This window comes from Paenirhodobacter huangdaonensis (assembly GCF_004022465.1).
GTDB lineage: Bacteria > Pseudomonadota > Alphaproteobacteria > Rhodobacterales > Rhodobacteraceae > Rhodobacter > Rhodobacter huangdaonensis.
Window position 1 is genome coordinate 316,927 of the sequence record NZ_SAVA01000001.1, and the last position, 14,568, is coordinate 331,494.

Consider the following 14,568-nt stretch of genomic DNA (forward strand, 5'->3'; position numbering starts at 1 on the left):
TCACTCGGCAAGGTCGGGCGAGACCTTCCAGTCGCGCAGCTTGTAGACCGTGCCCGGCCGCGGGAAGGGGGTGTCCGACTTCTCGCGCAGGCGCCGCTTGAACGAGTGGATCGGCGTCGCGCGGTCGTCGATGCGGATCTCGACCACCGAGGGGCCGTCATGGGCGAAGGCGCGGTCGAGCGCCGGGCCGATCTCGTCGGGGGTCTCGACATAGATCCCCAGAAGGCCAAGCGCCGCGGCCGCCCCGGCATAGCCCGGCTTCACGCTTTGCGTCTCGAGAACCGCCGATTGCACGTTGTTGAAGTAGAGCTCCTGCCAGAGCTGGATCCAGCCGAGCTTGCCGTTGTTGATGACCACGTTGACGATCCGCTGGCCATATTGCGCCTGCGTCGCAAGCTCGCCCACGGTATAGGAAAAGGCGCCGTCGCCCGCGACGGTGACGATGCGCGCATCGGGCCGCACCGCCGCGGCGCCGATTGCGGCCGGCACCGAATAGCCAAGCCCGCCCTGCCCGCGCGCGAACAGGAACTGCCGCCCTGCCCGCTTCGCCGGGATGTAGCCCGAGATCCAGCCCGCCGAGAACGAGGCATCCGAGACCACGATATCCTCGGCGCCAAGGCGGCGCGCGATCTCGGCCATCACCCGCGGCGGCTGGATCGGCATCCGGTCGCTCTCGATCTCGGCGCGCTTGTCGGCGTCGCAGGCGGCCTTCACCTCGGCGATGCGGGCGCGCCACTCGGGATGGGCCGGGATCTCGACGAGCGCCGCGTCGATCGCCGCCATCGTCTCGCGCACGTCGCCGAGCAGGGCCACCGTCGGGCGGAAGGTGCGGCCATGTTCCAGCGGGTCGGCGTCGATGGTGATCGTCGCCTGCTCGGGCAGCGGCAGCGACCAGTTCATGCCGGTGTTCTGACTGACCTTGGAGCCGCACCAGATCACCAGATCGGCCTCGCGGACGAGATCAATGGCCGCCTTCGAGCCGAGCGGGTTCAGCACCCCGGCCGCATAATCGCGGGTCTCGGGAACCGAGCCCTTGCCCGAGAGCGAGGTGACGACCAGCCCGTCGAGCCGGTCGGCGAAGGCGGTCACCTCGGCCGTCGCCTCCGATCCGTGCACGCCGCCGCCGCACACAAGGGCCGGCCGTTTCGCGCGCCGGATCAGCGCCGCGGCGCGGGCGATCTCGCCATGCGGGGCGCAGCTGCGCAGGTAGGGGATCTGCCGGGCGCGGTCGTCGACGCGGATCTTCAGCACCTCCTCGTCCCATTCGGCATCGAAGATGTCATGCGGGATGATCAGCGCCACCGGCCCCGGCCGCGGCGCGGTGGCGATGCGGAAGGCGGTGCGGATCAGCTCGGGCAGCGCGGTGACCGAGGGCACGAGGAACGCCTCCTTGGTGCAGGTCTTGAAGAAGGAGAGCTGGTCGAAGCCCTGGCTCGCGATGCCCTTCTCCTTCAGCGGCAGCCAGTCGAGCGGCAGCTCGCCGATGATGCCGATCATCGGGATCGAGGCGTTCAGCGCCTCGAGGAAGCCCGCGGGCAGCAGGTTGGCGCCCGGGCCCACCGTGACGTCGCAGATCCCGGGCTTGCCGGTCAGGCGGGCATAGGCGTCGGCGGCATAGGCGGCGTTGCGCTCGTCGCGCATCAGGATGTGGCGGATGCGGTCGGTGCGGCGCGAGATCCCGTCATGCAGCGCCGTGGTCTGCCCGCCGGGCATGCCGTAGACATATTCGACCCCGTATTGCGCCAGCATTTCCGCAATGAGGTCACCGATATGAGCCATGATCTTTCCTTTCGTCAGGCATCGTTGGGCCGTGCCGCGGCGCAAGGCGCGCCGCGACCGGCAGGAAGCAAGGTCGTGAGCGAGTGGTGGCCGGCCCGGGATCAGGCGGGCACGGTGGCAGGGGGCGGCGCCACGGGCGCGGGGCTCGCCCGGCTGCGCGCCGCCATCCGGTGCATCAGCGGCCGCAGCGCGGCATGGGTTTCAAGGTACAGCTCAAGCTGCGCGCGGAACTGCGCAGTGCGCCCGGGGTCGGGGTGCACCTCGTCGCGGATCCGCACCATCCGCTCCGCCGCCGCCTCGAGCGAGGGGTGCAGCCCCGCCCCGACCGCCGCCGCAATCGCGGCACCGAAGGCGGTGGCGTCGCCCACCTCGGGGATGCGCAGCGGCGTGCCGGTGGCATCGGCGTGCATCTGCACCCAGAACGGCGAGCGCAGCACCCCGCCCGCCAGCGTCATGCTGTCGACCGCAAGGCCCTTCGCGCTCAGCCGGCCGAGGATGTTCGCGGTGCCAAGCGCCACCGCCTCCATCAGCGCCCGCGTCACCTCGGCGCGCGAATGCTTGAGCGTCAGCCCCCAGATCGCGCCCTGCAGGTCGTAATCGGTGAAGGGGTTGCGATTGCCCTGCCAGAAGTCGAGCACGACGAGCCCGTTCGCCCCGGCCGGCGCCGCCTCGGCCTCGGCCAGCAACCGGCCATAGCCGTCGCCCGCCTCATGCAGCAGATCATGCCACCAGCGCAGGATCGCGCCCGACGAGACCTGCCCGCCCTCCATCACGAAGCGGCCGCGGGTGACGCAATCGGGATGCGGGCCGAAGAGGCCCTCGATCTCGACATCCTCGGCCACCACCGGCAGCACCAGATGCGAGGTGCCGGTGATGAGGGCGGTCTCGCCCGGGCGCAGGGTGTTGAGCCCGACCATCGCGACATAGGCGTCGGTACCGCCCGCCACCACCAGCACATCCGCGGGCAGGCCGGTCTCGGCCGCGGCGGCAGCGCAAAGCGGCCCGATCGGATCGCCAAGCGCGGGCATCTCCTCGGGGAAACGCGCGGTGATGCCCTGAAGCCCGATCGCGGCGAGGAAATCCTCGGGCCAGCCGCCGGCGCGCGGATCATAGAACCAGCGGTTGATCGTCAGGTTCTGCCCGAGCGTCAGCCGGCCCGACAGCTTCAGCGCCAGATAATCGGCCATCTCGACGAACCAGCGGGTGCGGGCAAACCGCTCGGGCGCCTCTTCGCGCAGCCACAGGATCTTCGGCAGCGCGGTCTCGGCGCTGACCCCGGCGCGCGAGCGGCGCAGCGCAGCATGGCCCGTCGCCTCGATCCGGCGCGCCTGCGGCGAGGCGCGGTTGTCCATCCACAGGATCGCCTCGGAGACCGGCTCGAGCTCCGCGTCGAGCGCGACCAGCGTGCTCGAGGTGCCGTCGGCGCAGATCGCGGCGATGCGGGCGGGGTCGATGCCGGCGCGCCCGACCGCCTCGCGGATCGCGCCGCAGGCCGCGCGCCACCAGTCGGCGGGCGCCTGCGTCGCCCAGCCCGGGCGCGGGTAATGGGTGGGGTAGTCGCGCGTTGCCATGGCAAGCACCTGCCCCGCCGCGTTGCACACCAGCGCCCGCGCGCCGCCCGTGCCGCAATCAAGCCCGATGGTGATGTCACGCGCCATCGCGGTGCCCTCCCGCGCCGTGGTGGCGCGCCGCCAGCGTCGCGACCGCGAGCCCGATCAGCAGCAGCGCCCCCTGGATGATCTGGCGCTGGTAATCGGGCAGGCCGAGCAGCGCCGTGCCGCTGAACAGCACCCCGATGAAGAGCGTCGCGGTGAGCGTGCCAAGGATGTTCGGCTTGCCGACCCGCACCATCATGCCGCCGAGCAGAACGACCGTCAGCCCGTTGATCAGGTAAGGTCCGCCGATCATCGGCTGACCCGATGCGAGATGCTCGGCGAGCAGCACCCCCGCGGCGGCGGCACTCACCCCCGACAGCGCGAAAAGCAGCACGCCAAGCCCCACCACCGGCACGCCGACGCTGCGCACCGCGGCCTCGTTCTGCGCCATCGCGTAGATGTAGCGCCCCATCGCCAGCCGCTCCTGCACCACCCAGGCCAGCGCCGCGATCAGCAGGACGGGCACCACCACCGGCGGCACCGCGCCCCCGAGCACCGGGTCGAGCAGCGGTGCGAGCGGTCCCGGCGTCTCGATCCGGATCACCGTGCCCTTGCCAAGCGCCGCCGCGATCGAGGCGCAGATCCCCGCGGTCGAGATCGTGACGATCAGCGCCGGCAGCCGCATCGCCGAGACGAGGAGCCCGTTCACCACGCCGACAACAAGCCCCGCCGCCAGCGCCACACCGATCGCCGCGCCCCAGCCCCAGCCCTGCGCCAGGCTCCAGGCGCAGAGCATGTTGGCGAGCGCCGCGACCTGCATGAAACTGACGTCGATCTTGCCCGCGGCAATCACCCAGGTCAGGCCGAGCACCATCACCGCCATCACCGAGAAGGATTTCAGCACCGCCGCGATATTGCCGGCGTCGAGGATCTGCGGCCGGACACTGGCCACCGCGAGGGTCAGCACCACCACCGCCGCCGGCAGCCACAGATCGGTGGTCAGCCGCGCCATGCGCCGGCGCAGGGTGCCGCCCGGGCGGGTCGTCTTGTCGATATAGGTCATGGTCATGCCCTGTTCTCCGATTTCCGCGCCGCGCGCGGGCGCAGCAGGCCAAGCCCGGTGATCCACTCACGCAGGCTGTCCGAAAAGGCGATCACCCCGCCCAGCAGGATCAGGCTGACGACCCCGTCGCTGTAGTAGTAGGGCACCCCCATCAGCGCGAAGCCGTCGAGCAGCATGGTGATCAGCAAGATCCCCCCGAAGGTGGCGACGACCGAGGTTCCGCCCATCACCGCGGCACCGAGGAACACCCCGGCATAGGCCGGCATCATCAGGTTCGCGCCCTTGTTGGTCTCGGCATTGCCCGATTCCGCCAGGATCAGCAGCACCGCCAGCACCGTGCACAGCGCACACAGCACATAGGCGAGCGCCACGAAGCGCCGCGTCGCGATGCCCGAGAAATGCGCCGCAACCGGGTTCTCGCCGGTGGCATAGAAGGCCATGCCGGTGCGGGTGCGACTCATCACGAACCAGGCCGCGGCATAGACCGCGAGCAAGATCCACAGCGACACGCCCAGCCCCAGCAGCCGGGCATCGTTGAGATCGGTGATGCCGCTCTGGAAGAAGTTCTGGAAGATCGAGCGCCCGCCGGTGTAGAGGAACGCCAGCCCGCCGCAGACCGAACCGACGGCGATGGTGGTGACGATGTCGGGCAGCTCGAAATAGCTGATCGCGATGCCCGAGACGGCGCCCAGCACCGCGCCAAGCGCCATCCCGCCGCAGATCGCCGCCCAGAGCGGCAGCCCGGCGGCAATCATCGCCCCCATCGACATCGCCGCGAAAGCCGCAATGCCGGCGATCGACAGGTCGAACTTGCGCACGATCACCACGAAGGTAAGGCCAAGTGCCGCGAGCCCGTTCGCCGCCATGTGCCGGGCGATGCCGTTCAGGCTCGCGTGGCTCAGAAAGCGCGGCTCGATCAGCGCGAAGACCGCGCCCACCCCCAGCACCAGCGCGACAAAGCCCAGAACCCGGGCCGCGCCGCGGAAATGATCGTTCAGCCGGCTCATGCCGCAACCTCCCCCATGATCCCAGCCATCAGCAGCTCGTCGCGGCTGAACCGGCGCGCTCCCGGCGCCACCAGCCGCCCCTTGTGCAGCGCCACGCTGCGATCGGAGACGCCGTGCACCTCGTCGCAGTCGCTCGAAATCACCACCACCGCGGCGGTCTCGGCGAGCGCGCGCATCTGCGCATAGATCTTCGCCCGCGCGCCGATATCGACGCCGACCGTGGGCTCGACGAAGATGTAGATGTCGGCCTGACTGTAGAGCCCCTTCGCCAGCACGATCTTCTGCTGGTTGCCACCGGAAAAGCCGCTCGCCGGCGTGGTCAGGCTGGGCGGATGCAGCGCCACCTGCCGCGTCAGCTCCTGCGCGTCGCGGCGCAGCCTTCCGCGGCGCAGCGCCCAGAACCCGCCCGAGGCGCGGCGCAGGTTGGCGAGCGGCACGTTGAACAGCGCCGGCCGGCTCAGCGCCAGCCCCTCGCTGCGCCGGTCGCCCGGCACGAGGAAGATGCCGGCATCGAGCGCCGCGCGCGGCGAGCGCAGCACCACCTCGCGGCCATGCACGCGGATCGTGCCGCGCACGGCCGGCAGCGCGCCGAAGATCGTCTTCGACAGCTCGTCGCAGCCCGATCCGACCAGCCCGAAGATGCCGAGGATCTCGCCGCGGCGGGCCTGAAGGCTGATGTCGGTGAACTCGTGCGGCCGGCCGAGCCCCGCAAGCTCGAGCAGCGCCGCACCCGCGGGCGCGCCGGCCTTCGGCGGGAACACGTCGCCGATCGCCTCGCCCAGCATCAGCTCGGCCAGCGACACCCGGCTCTCGCGCGCCTCGGCAACGCTCATCCGCGCCACGCAGGTGCCGGCACGGAACACCGAGAAGCTGTCGGCGATGGCAAAGACCTCCTCGAGCTGGTGGGTGATGTAGATGATCGAGATGCCGCGGGTCTTGAGCTGGTTCATCAGCGCGAAGAGGTCCTCGCGCTCGACCTCGGTCAGCGTCGAGGTCGGCTCGTCGAGGATCAGCACGCGGATGCCGTCGACGGCGAGCGCCTGCAGGATCGCCACCGCCTCGCGTTCGACCGCCGACATCTGCCCGACCTCCTGGCGCAGATCGAGCGGCACGGCAAAGCGCGCCAGCAGCGCCTCGGCGCGGGCCTCGAGCCCGGCGCGGTCGATGCGGCCGAACAGCCCGCGGCCGGCGGTCTCGCGACCGAGGAAGATGTTGTCGAGCCCGCTCATGTCGGCGACCAGCTCGGGGTGCTGCTGCACCGTGGCGATGCCGGCGCGGATCGCGTCCTCTGGGGTGCGGAAATGCACCTCGCGGCCGGCGACGGTGAGCGTGCCGCCGTCTTTCTGGATGATCCCCGAGAGGATCTTGATGAAGGTGGATTTTCCCGCGCCGTTGATGCCGAGCAGGGCGTGCACCTCGCCCGGCTCGACGTGGAAGTCCACGCCGCGCAGGGCCTGCACCGGGCCGAACCGCTTCGACACATCGGACGCCGTCAGAACGGGCGTTGCCATGGCTTCAGTTCCTCATGTTGCGTTTGCGGGCCGCGGGCGGGGGTCCCCCGCGGCCCGGCCCGGGTCAGAGCGCGCGGGTCCAGCCCAGCTCTCCGGCGCGCCCCGGCACGTCGTAATCGTCGGGAATGCCCGCCTGCAGCATGTCTCGGGTCACCGCATAGGTCGGGGTGATCACCAGCCGCGGCGTCTTGCGCCCGGCCAGCCCCTCATGCGCATAGAAGACGCTGGCATAGGCCATCTCGTAGAAGCTCTGCGCCATCGAGAGTTTCAGCGGCGTATCGGCAGCGATGTAGTTGAAGGCCTGCGAGCCGCCGTCGATGCCGGTCAGGATCAGGTCGGCCCGCCCCGCGGCGCGGGCGGCAAGCGTGCCCTCGACCGAGGCGCCATCCCAGGCGCACCAGATCGCATCGACATCGGGGTTCGAGGTCAGGATGTTGTCGACCGCCTGACGCGGCGTGACATTGCCGGCCAGCGCAAAGGCCCATTCGGTGACGATCTCGATCTCGGGATAGCGGCGCAGCGTCCATTCCATGCCGAGCGTGCGCTGATCCCAGCTTTCGTTTTGCGGCAGCATCACCCGGGCGATCTTGCCCTTGCCGTTCAGCGCCTTGCAGATGAACTCGGCGGAATACTGACCCATGCCGAAGTTCGAGGACATCGCCGTCGTGGTGATCATCGCGCCCGGCACCGAGCTGTCGGCACAGAAGACCGGGATCCCCGCGGCGATCGCGCGCTGCACCGCCGGGGCGATCGCCACCGCGTCGGCCGGGGTGACGAAGAGCGCCTCGGGTTTCGAGGCGACGAGCGAGTCGATCTGGTCGGACTGCACCCGCGCGTCAAAGCCCGCGTCGGTGGTGGTCAGGGAGCCGCCCAGCTCCTTCACCGCGGCGTTGAACCCGTCCTGCAGGTGGCGGCCCGAGTCATAGGTCGTCCAGCCGAGCGCTGCGGCGAACTTGCGGTCGGCGGCGGCGGCGCGCATCTCGCGCGGCCAGAGCGCGGCGGAAGCGGCGAGCGTCGCGGCCCCCGCGAGGAAGGCACGGCGGCCAAGGCCCGCGCCGGTGAAATCGTCGGTCATGTCGTCTCTCCTCCACTGTTGCACCGCCCTGTTCCCGGGCGGGATCCTTGGCCGGCGCCCCGCAAGGCGCCCGCCCCTTCGTCAGCACAACGCCGCGACCGTCCTCCAGCGGTCGTAGGCCTGTGTGTAACCGTCGGCATGGGCGGGCTCGGGCCCGACCGCCTCGCGCAGCGCCGGGCGGCGCAGCACGGTGTCGGGCGCCGCGCCACTCGCCGCGATCATGCCGAGCCGCGCCGCCCCGAAGGCCGCGCCAAGCGCGCCGGTGCGCGGCACGTCGAGCTCGACCCCGAGCGAGGTCGCGATCATCGCGAGCCAGGGCCGCGAGCGCGAGCCGCCGCCGATCGCCAGCAGCCGGCGCAGCTCGGAGCCGCCCGAGCGGAAGGCATCGGCGCAGTCGCGCAGCGCGAAGGCCACGCCCTGCATCACCGCCTGCGCCATCGCGAGGTCGTCGTGCTGATGCGCCAGACCATAGAACCCGCCACGCACCGAGGCATCCGAGCGCGGCGACCAGCAGCCGTCGAGGAAGGGCACGAAGATCAGCCCCGTCGCCGGCAGCGGCGCCTCGCCCAGTGCCCGGGCCAGCTCGCCGGGGTCGCGCTTGAGCCGCGCGCCGAGCCAGGTCAGGCAGGAGGTCGCGGACAGCAGGACCGACATCTGGTGCCAGCGGCCGGGGACGGCGTGGCACAGCGTCTCGATCGCGTAATCGCCGGCCGGGCGCGGGCTGTCGTTCGCCACGAACAGCACCCCCGAGGTGCCGAGCGACACGGTGCCGTCGCCATCCTCGATCACCCCGGTTCCGCAGGCGCCGCAGGCGTTGTCGCCGCCACCGCCGGCGATCACCGGGCGGCGGTGCATGCCCCAGCGGGCGGCAAGCTCGCGCCGCAGCCGGCCCGAGACCTCGGTGCCCTCGACCAGCTGCGGCATGTGCGAGCGGTTCAGCCCCGAGGCCTCGAGCATCCGGTCCGACCAGTTCCGCGCCGCCAGATCGACCCACATCGTGCCGCTGGCATCGGCGAGGTCGGTCGATTTCTCGCCCGACAGCCGCAGCCGCACATAGTCCTTGGGCAGCAGGACCTTGCGGATCTGGCGATAGGTCTCGGGCTCGTGCCGGCGCAGCCACAGGATCTTGCTGGCCGTCACCCCGGGCGTCGGCCGGCGCCCGACGCGGGCGACCAGATCGGGCACCCCCGCCATCAGCTCGTCGCATTCGGCGCCGCTGCGGGTGTCGTTCCACAGGATCGCCGGACGCAACGGCTGATCGCGCGCGTCCAGCACGGTCGCGCCATACATCTGCCCGGACAGCCCGATCCCCTCGACCGCCGCCATCGCCGCCGGATGCCCGGCCGCAAGGCTGTCGAGCGTCTCGCTCACCGCTTCCCACCACAGTTCGGGGTCCTGCTCCGACCAGCCCGGCCGGTGCCGGCTCACCTCGAGCGGCCGCGAGGAGGCCTCGCCGATCACGCTCTGGGCGTCATCCATCAGGATGCACTTCACCCCCGACGTTCCAAGGTCGATCCCCAGAAACATCGCGTCTCCTCCCTGTTATACGGCCGCCTCCCGTGCGGCCGGTTGGATCAGAGCGCCCCGGGCCTCCACTCCCGGCGCGATCGCGCTCAGGCGCTCTGACGTTTCGGCATCGGTCCTTCCATGTAGCGTTCCAGCGCCGCCACCTCGGCCGGGCTCAGCACGAGACCAAGCTTCGAGCGGCGGAACAGGATGTCCTCGGCGCTGCGCGCCCATTCCTGCGCGCGCATGTAGTCGACCTCGCGCGCGGTCAGACCGCCGCCGAAGGCCTCGCCCAGATCGGCACGGCTGCGGGCCCCTCCCAGAACCCGTCGCGCCCGCGATCCGTAATAGCGCAGAAACCGCGTCGCCTCGGCCTTGCCCAGAAAGCCATAGTCCGCCAGCAGCCCGTCGCGCTCGGCGTCGAATGCCAGGGGCGCGAAGTCCCCGCCCGGAAGTGCCTTCTGCCCGGTCCATCCCGCCGGCAGCCGCGGGCCTCCCTCAGGGTCTCCGAGGCACGAAGCAATGCGCTCCAGCGCCGATTCGGCAAGCCGGCGATAGGTCGTGATCTTGCCACCGAAGACCGAGAGCACCGGCGCCTCGGCCCGGGTGTCGAGCTCGAGCACGTAGTCGCGGGTGGCCTTCTGCGCCTCGGAACTGCCGTCGTCATAAAGCGGACGCACCCCGGAATAGGTCCAGACCACATCGGCGGGCGTCACCGGGTGCTTGAAATAGCTGCTCGCGAGCGTGCACAGATAGGCGATTTCCTCGGGCGAGGCCGCGACCTTGGCCGGGTCGCCCGGATAGTCGCGATCGGTGGTGCCGATCAGGGTGAAGCGCCCCTCGTAGGGGATGGTGAAGACGATCCGGCCGTCCCCGTTCTGGAAGATGAAGCAGCGGTCGTGATCGTAGAGCTTCGGCACGACGATATGCGAGCCCTGCACCTGCCGCACCCGCCCCTTCGGCGGGCGCCGTGCGATGGTGCGCGCCACATCATTCGCCCAGGGGCCGCCGGCATTGATCAGCATCCGCGCCTCGATGACCTCCTCGCGGCCGGTCTCGTCGCGGATCGTGACGCGCCAGCCGCCGCCCGGGCGCGGCTCGGCCCTCGTGCAGCGGGTGCGCACCCGCACCGTCGCACCGCGCTCGACCGCGTCGATGGCGTTCAGGATCACCAGCCGGTTGTCCTCGACCCAGCAATCCGAATACTCAAAACCAAGCGTCAGCCCGTCGCGCAGCCCCTGCCCGATCGGCCCCGACTTCAGGTCGACGCGCGATGTGCCGGGCAGCAGCTTGCGCCCGCCGAGGTGGTCATAGATGAACAGGCCAAGCCGCAGCAGCCAGGCCGGCCGCATCCCCTTGCTGTGCGGCAGCACGAAGCGCAGCGGGCGCACGATATGCGGCGCGATGCCCCACAGCACCTCGCGTTCGATCAGCGCCTCGCGCACCAGGCGGAACTCGTGATGTTCGAGATAGCGCAGCCCGCCATGCAGCAGCTTCGTCGAGGAGGACGAGGTCGCCCCGCCCAGATCGCCCTGCTCGCACAGGACAACCGAATAGCCCCGCCCGACCGCGTCGCGCGCGATGCCGCAGCCGTTGATGCCGCCGCCGATGATGAACAGATCGACCATGTCAGGCATCGGCCGCCTCCGGCACGCGCGCGCTCAGAATCCGCTCGGCGATCTCGACGAACCCCGCGCCCCCTTCCGAGGCGGCGACGAAGGCCGGCGGCGTGAAGCTGCCCGGTGCGAAGTCGCGCACATTCGCCACGCCGCAGCTGTTCGGGAAGAAGCCGAACATCGGCCCGTCGTTCGGGCTGTCACCAGCAAAGATCACCCGCGCCCGCTCGGCGTCGATGTCGAACCCGAGGATGTCGCGCGCGAAGATCCGGGTCATCGACAGCTTGTCGTAATCGCCGAACCAGCCGTTCACATGGATCGAAGACAGCTTCGCCACCGCCCCTGCCTCCGCGAAGATGTCGAGGATGCGTTGCACCTCGGTCTCGGGCAATGCCGGCACGTCCTCGCAGAAGTCGATGGCGAGATCGGCCTCGCGGTAAAGCTGGTCCGAGGCGATCCCCGCCCCCGGCACCTCGCGCAGGATCCGCTCGCGCAGCGCATTCAGCCGGGCACGGTTCGCCTGACGCTCGGCCTCGGGCGCGAAGAAGCGCTGCCGCATCACCCGCGCCGTGCGGTCATAGCTGAAGTAGAAGGCGCCATTCTCGCCCACCACCCCGGCGACCGGCCAGAACCGGGCGATCATGTCGCACCAGCCCGCCGGGCGGCCGGTGATCGGCACCACCGCAAGCCCGGCCTGCGCCAGCCGCTCGAGCGCCCCATAGGCAGCGGCGGGCAACTGCCCGTCGGTGGTCAGCGTGTCGTCGATGTCGGTCAGCACCGCGACGCAACCGCGCAGCGCGGCCGGGTCCAGGTCGGCAAGCGGTCGCATCAGACCTCCTCCTCGATGAAATCGTCCAGAATGCCGATGTCCTCGGCCAGATCGAGCAGCGAATAGCGGTCGCGCATCTCGCGGCAGCGGCGCAGCGCCTCGATATAGAGGTCGCGGTCGAGGCCGATCTCGGCCGGCGTCGCGCCGCCGCCGGCCGCGCGCAGATGCGCCGCCATCTCGTCCGCCGGCAGCATCATCGCGCCGAGCGTCGCGCGCAGCTCGGGCCAGATCGCGGCGAGCTTGGTGTTGAAGGCTTCGGCCTGATCGGCCGTCATCGCCTTCGCCCGGCTCGCCGTCAGGCAATCCTCGACCGCGGCGGCCGGATAGCGGGCGCGGATCGCCGCCTCGTCGGGCTGCCAGGGCCGCAGCCGCGGCGCCTCTTCCATCGCAAGGATCCGCGCCTGCAGCCGCGCCATGGTGACCGAGGCAACGCCGACCTGCTGGCCGTGCACCGTGCCCGGATGCCGCGCGCCGGCAAAGCTGTCGATCCAGTGCGAGATCTGGTGCTCGCCCATCGAGCCCGGGTGGCTCATCCCCACCACCGCGATGCCCAGCCCGCCGAGCGTCAGCAGGCGCTGCAAAGAACCGATGGCGTCATGGTCGCGCGCGCCAAGCCCCGTGCTGCGCGCCAGAACCAGGGCCTCGTCCTCCTCCTGCAGCAGATAGGGGGCGGTGGCATAGCGCGTGCCCAGCATCACATGCGAGAAATACCAGTCGACCTGCGCGGTGGGCCGGCACAGGCTGTCACCCAGCCCCGCCCCGATCAGGTATTGCGGCGCCGCCGCCGAGACCCCGATGTCGATGAAGACGCCGCGCGCGGCATGGGCCTTCTGCGTCGTCTTCAGCCCCGAATCGAGGGTGATCGAGGCGGTCGACGAGGTGTATCCGTTCATCGACGGCGCGGTGCCGAAAACGCTGTAGGCCCGCCCGTCGCGGAAGGTCGCGTATTTGCACAGATCGTTGATCGTGCCCGAGCCGACGGCGATCAGCGCCTCGACATCGCGGGTCTCGTCGCTCAGCGCCCGCACCTGCGCCGCATCGGCATGCGGGTGATCGAGCACGACCAGCCGTGCCTTCGCCCCGATCGCCCGGGCGACCTCCGCCCCCATCGCCTCGGCGGTGTCGGCATCGCAGACCACGGCATAGCTCTCGGCCCGCATCACCCGCTCGACCAGGTCCCGCGCCCCGGCGGCAAACCCGTCGCCGATCTCGATGCAGCGGAACGGCACGGTGACCGCAGCCCCGGTGTCCGGGTCCTGCCAGCGGCCGGTGGTGACGTCTTCGATGAGGGCATTCCAGCCCCCGGTCGCGCTCTCGCGCGCCGTCAGCGGCAAGCTCATCTGCTCCTCCCAAGCAAGTGCTCTCCCTTGCATTGAAAGTTGCCAGATGAGCCTGTCATTCGTCAACAACAATTTTCACGTAACGTCGGCATTTGCCAAAAGCCCCGGTTTCATGCGAAACTGCGGGAAGGCGCGGGGCGCATTTCGGCCCTGCCCGACGAAGGGAAAACGCATGGCAAGAAAAGCGGATTTGATCGAGACGACCGAGCCCCGGACCGGCCGGCGCGCCGTTCCGGCGCAATTCGGCATGGACGAGGTGCTCTGGGCGGCCTGGCTCTATTACGAGCAGGGGCAAAAGCAGGACCGGATCGCCGAGGAGCTCGGGATCTCCCGCGCCTCGGTGTTCAACCTGCTGCAGAAGGCGCGCGACGAGGGGGTGGTGAACATCTCGATCGACCCGACGCGAATCGCCGGCATGGCACTGTCGCTGAAGATCTGCGCCGCGACCGGCCTTGCGGAATGCTACATCCTGCCGCGCCAGCGCGAGGGTGAGGGCGGATCGCTGCACGGCCAGATCGGCCATCTCGCGGCACGGGTGCTGGAAAACCGGCTGCGGCCCGAGGACACGATCGGCGTCGCCTGGGGGCGCACCGTGCTTGCGCTGTCACAACACCTCAGCGCCATCGCCTGCCCGACCGTCACCGTGGCGCAGATCACCGGATCCTCCGCCGCCACCTTCGACTTCTCGCCGGTGCTCTGCACCTCGAACATCGCGGCGCGGCTGAACGCGCGGGCGATCAACCTGCACGCGCCGGGCGTCGTCTCCTCGCCGCATGTGAAGGAGATCCTGATGCACGAGCCGGCGATCCGCGACCATTTCGCGCTGCTGCGCGGCTGCACCAAGGCGGTGTTCGGCGTCACCCAGCTGACCGGCGAGACGCTGCTGGTGCAGGGCGGCTTCATGACCGAGGCCGAGCTTGCCGCCTATCGCGACCTCGGTGCGGTGGGCTTTGCCGCGGGCTATTTCTTCGATGCCGAAGGCAGGATCGTGCACAGCGAATTCGACGGCCGCCACATCACCATGGCGCTTGGCGACCTGCTGCAGGTGCCCGAGCGGATCTGCATCGGCGGCGGTCCGGAAAAGGTCGAGGCGATCCGCGCCATGCTGCGCGGCGGGCTGGCGAGCGTCCTCGTCACCGACGAGGCGACGGCCCTCGCCCTCGCGGCCGGCTGACGCACCGGAGGAAACACCCCGGGGCTTTCATCTTGCCCGAAATACCTCGGGGGGCCTGCCCGCGGCAGGCGGG

At 70.4% G+C, this 14,568-nt stretch carries 11 protein-coding genes; 1 reads left to right on the forward strand and 10 read right to left on the reverse strand.

Going from position 1 to position 14,568, the window contains the following annotated elements:
* The 10 genes from EOW66_RS01485 to EOW66_RS01530 all read right to left on the reverse strand — a co-directional run bounded on the left by EOW66_RS01485 (window position 1) and on the right by EOW66_RS01530 (window position 13,321).
* A complete protein-coding gene (locus EOW66_RS01485; RefSeq protein WP_128154277.1) occupies window positions 1-1,779 on the reverse strand; it encodes a thiamine pyrophosphate-binding protein in 1,779 nt (592 codons plus the stop codon).
* Window positions 1,780-1,880: 101 nt separating this feature from the next.
* The gene (locus EOW66_RS01490; RefSeq protein WP_128154279.1) at window positions 1,881-3,437 is read right to left on the reverse strand and encodes an FGGY-family carbohydrate kinase; all 1,557 of its coding nucleotides are present in this window, start codon (window positions 3,435-3,437) and stop codon (window positions 1,881-1,883) included.
* Window positions 3,427-4,443: an ABC transporter permease gene (locus EOW66_RS01495; RefSeq protein ID WP_128154281.1), complete on the reverse strand. Its 1,017-nt coding sequence runs from the start codon at window positions 4,441-4,443 to the stop codon at window positions 3,427-3,429. The genes EOW66_RS01490 and EOW66_RS01495 overlap by 11 nt, the downstream gene beginning before the upstream one ends.
* The gene (locus EOW66_RS01500; RefSeq protein ID WP_128154283.1) at window positions 4,440-5,444 is read right to left on the reverse strand and encodes an ABC transporter permease; all 1,005 of its coding nucleotides are present in this window, start codon (window positions 5,442-5,444) and stop codon (window positions 4,440-4,442) included. The genes EOW66_RS01495 and EOW66_RS01500 overlap by 4 nt, the downstream gene beginning before the upstream one ends.
* The gene (locus EOW66_RS01505; RefSeq protein WP_128154284.1) at window positions 5,441-6,955 is read right to left on the reverse strand and encodes a sugar ABC transporter ATP-binding protein; all 1,515 of its coding nucleotides are present in this window, start codon (window positions 6,953-6,955) and stop codon (window positions 5,441-5,443) included. Before EOW66_RS01505 ends, EOW66_RS01500 begins: the two co-directional genes overlap by 4 nt.
* Before the next feature lie 64 nt (window positions 6,956-7,019).
* Entirely contained in the window at window positions 7,020-8,030 is a 1,011-nt protein-coding gene (locus EOW66_RS01510; RefSeq protein ID WP_128154285.1) for a sugar ABC transporter substrate-binding protein, read from the reverse strand.
* 81 nt (window positions 8,031-8,111) lie between these two features.
* The gene (xylB, locus tag EOW66_RS01515) at window positions 8,112-9,557 is read right to left on the reverse strand and encodes a xylulokinase (protein WP_128154287.1); all 1,446 of its coding nucleotides are present in this window, start codon (window positions 9,555-9,557) and stop codon (window positions 8,112-8,114) included.
* Window positions 9,558-9,643: 86 nt separating this feature from the next.
* The gene (gene glpD / locus EOW66_RS01520) at window positions 9,644-11,173 is read right to left on the reverse strand and encodes a glycerol-3-phosphate dehydrogenase (protein WP_128154288.1); all 1,530 of its coding nucleotides are present in this window, start codon (window positions 11,171-11,173) and stop codon (window positions 9,644-9,646) included.
* Window positions 11,166-11,981: an HAD-IIB family hydrolase gene (locus EOW66_RS01525; protein ID WP_128154290.1), complete on the reverse strand. Its 816-nt coding sequence runs from the start codon at window positions 11,979-11,981 to the stop codon at window positions 11,166-11,168. Before EOW66_RS01525 ends, glpD begins: the two co-directional genes overlap by 8 nt.
* The gene (locus tag EOW66_RS01530) at window positions 11,981-13,321 is read right to left on the reverse strand and encodes a sn-glycerol-1-phosphate dehydrogenase (RefSeq protein ID WP_128154291.1); all 1,341 of its coding nucleotides are present in this window, start codon (window positions 13,319-13,321) and stop codon (window positions 11,981-11,983) included. The genes EOW66_RS01525 and EOW66_RS01530 overlap by 1 nt, the downstream gene beginning before the upstream one ends.
* Window positions 13,322-13,493: 172 nt before the next feature.
* Here EOW66_RS01530 and EOW66_RS01535 point away from each other — a divergent pair, with 172 nt between their 5' ends.
* Complete coding sequence (locus EOW66_RS01535) at window positions 13,494-14,495, forward strand: sugar-binding transcriptional regulator (protein ID WP_164880989.1); 1,002 nt, start codon at window positions 13,494-13,496, stop codon at window positions 14,493-14,495.
* Window positions 14,496-14,568: the final 73 nt, after the last annotated feature.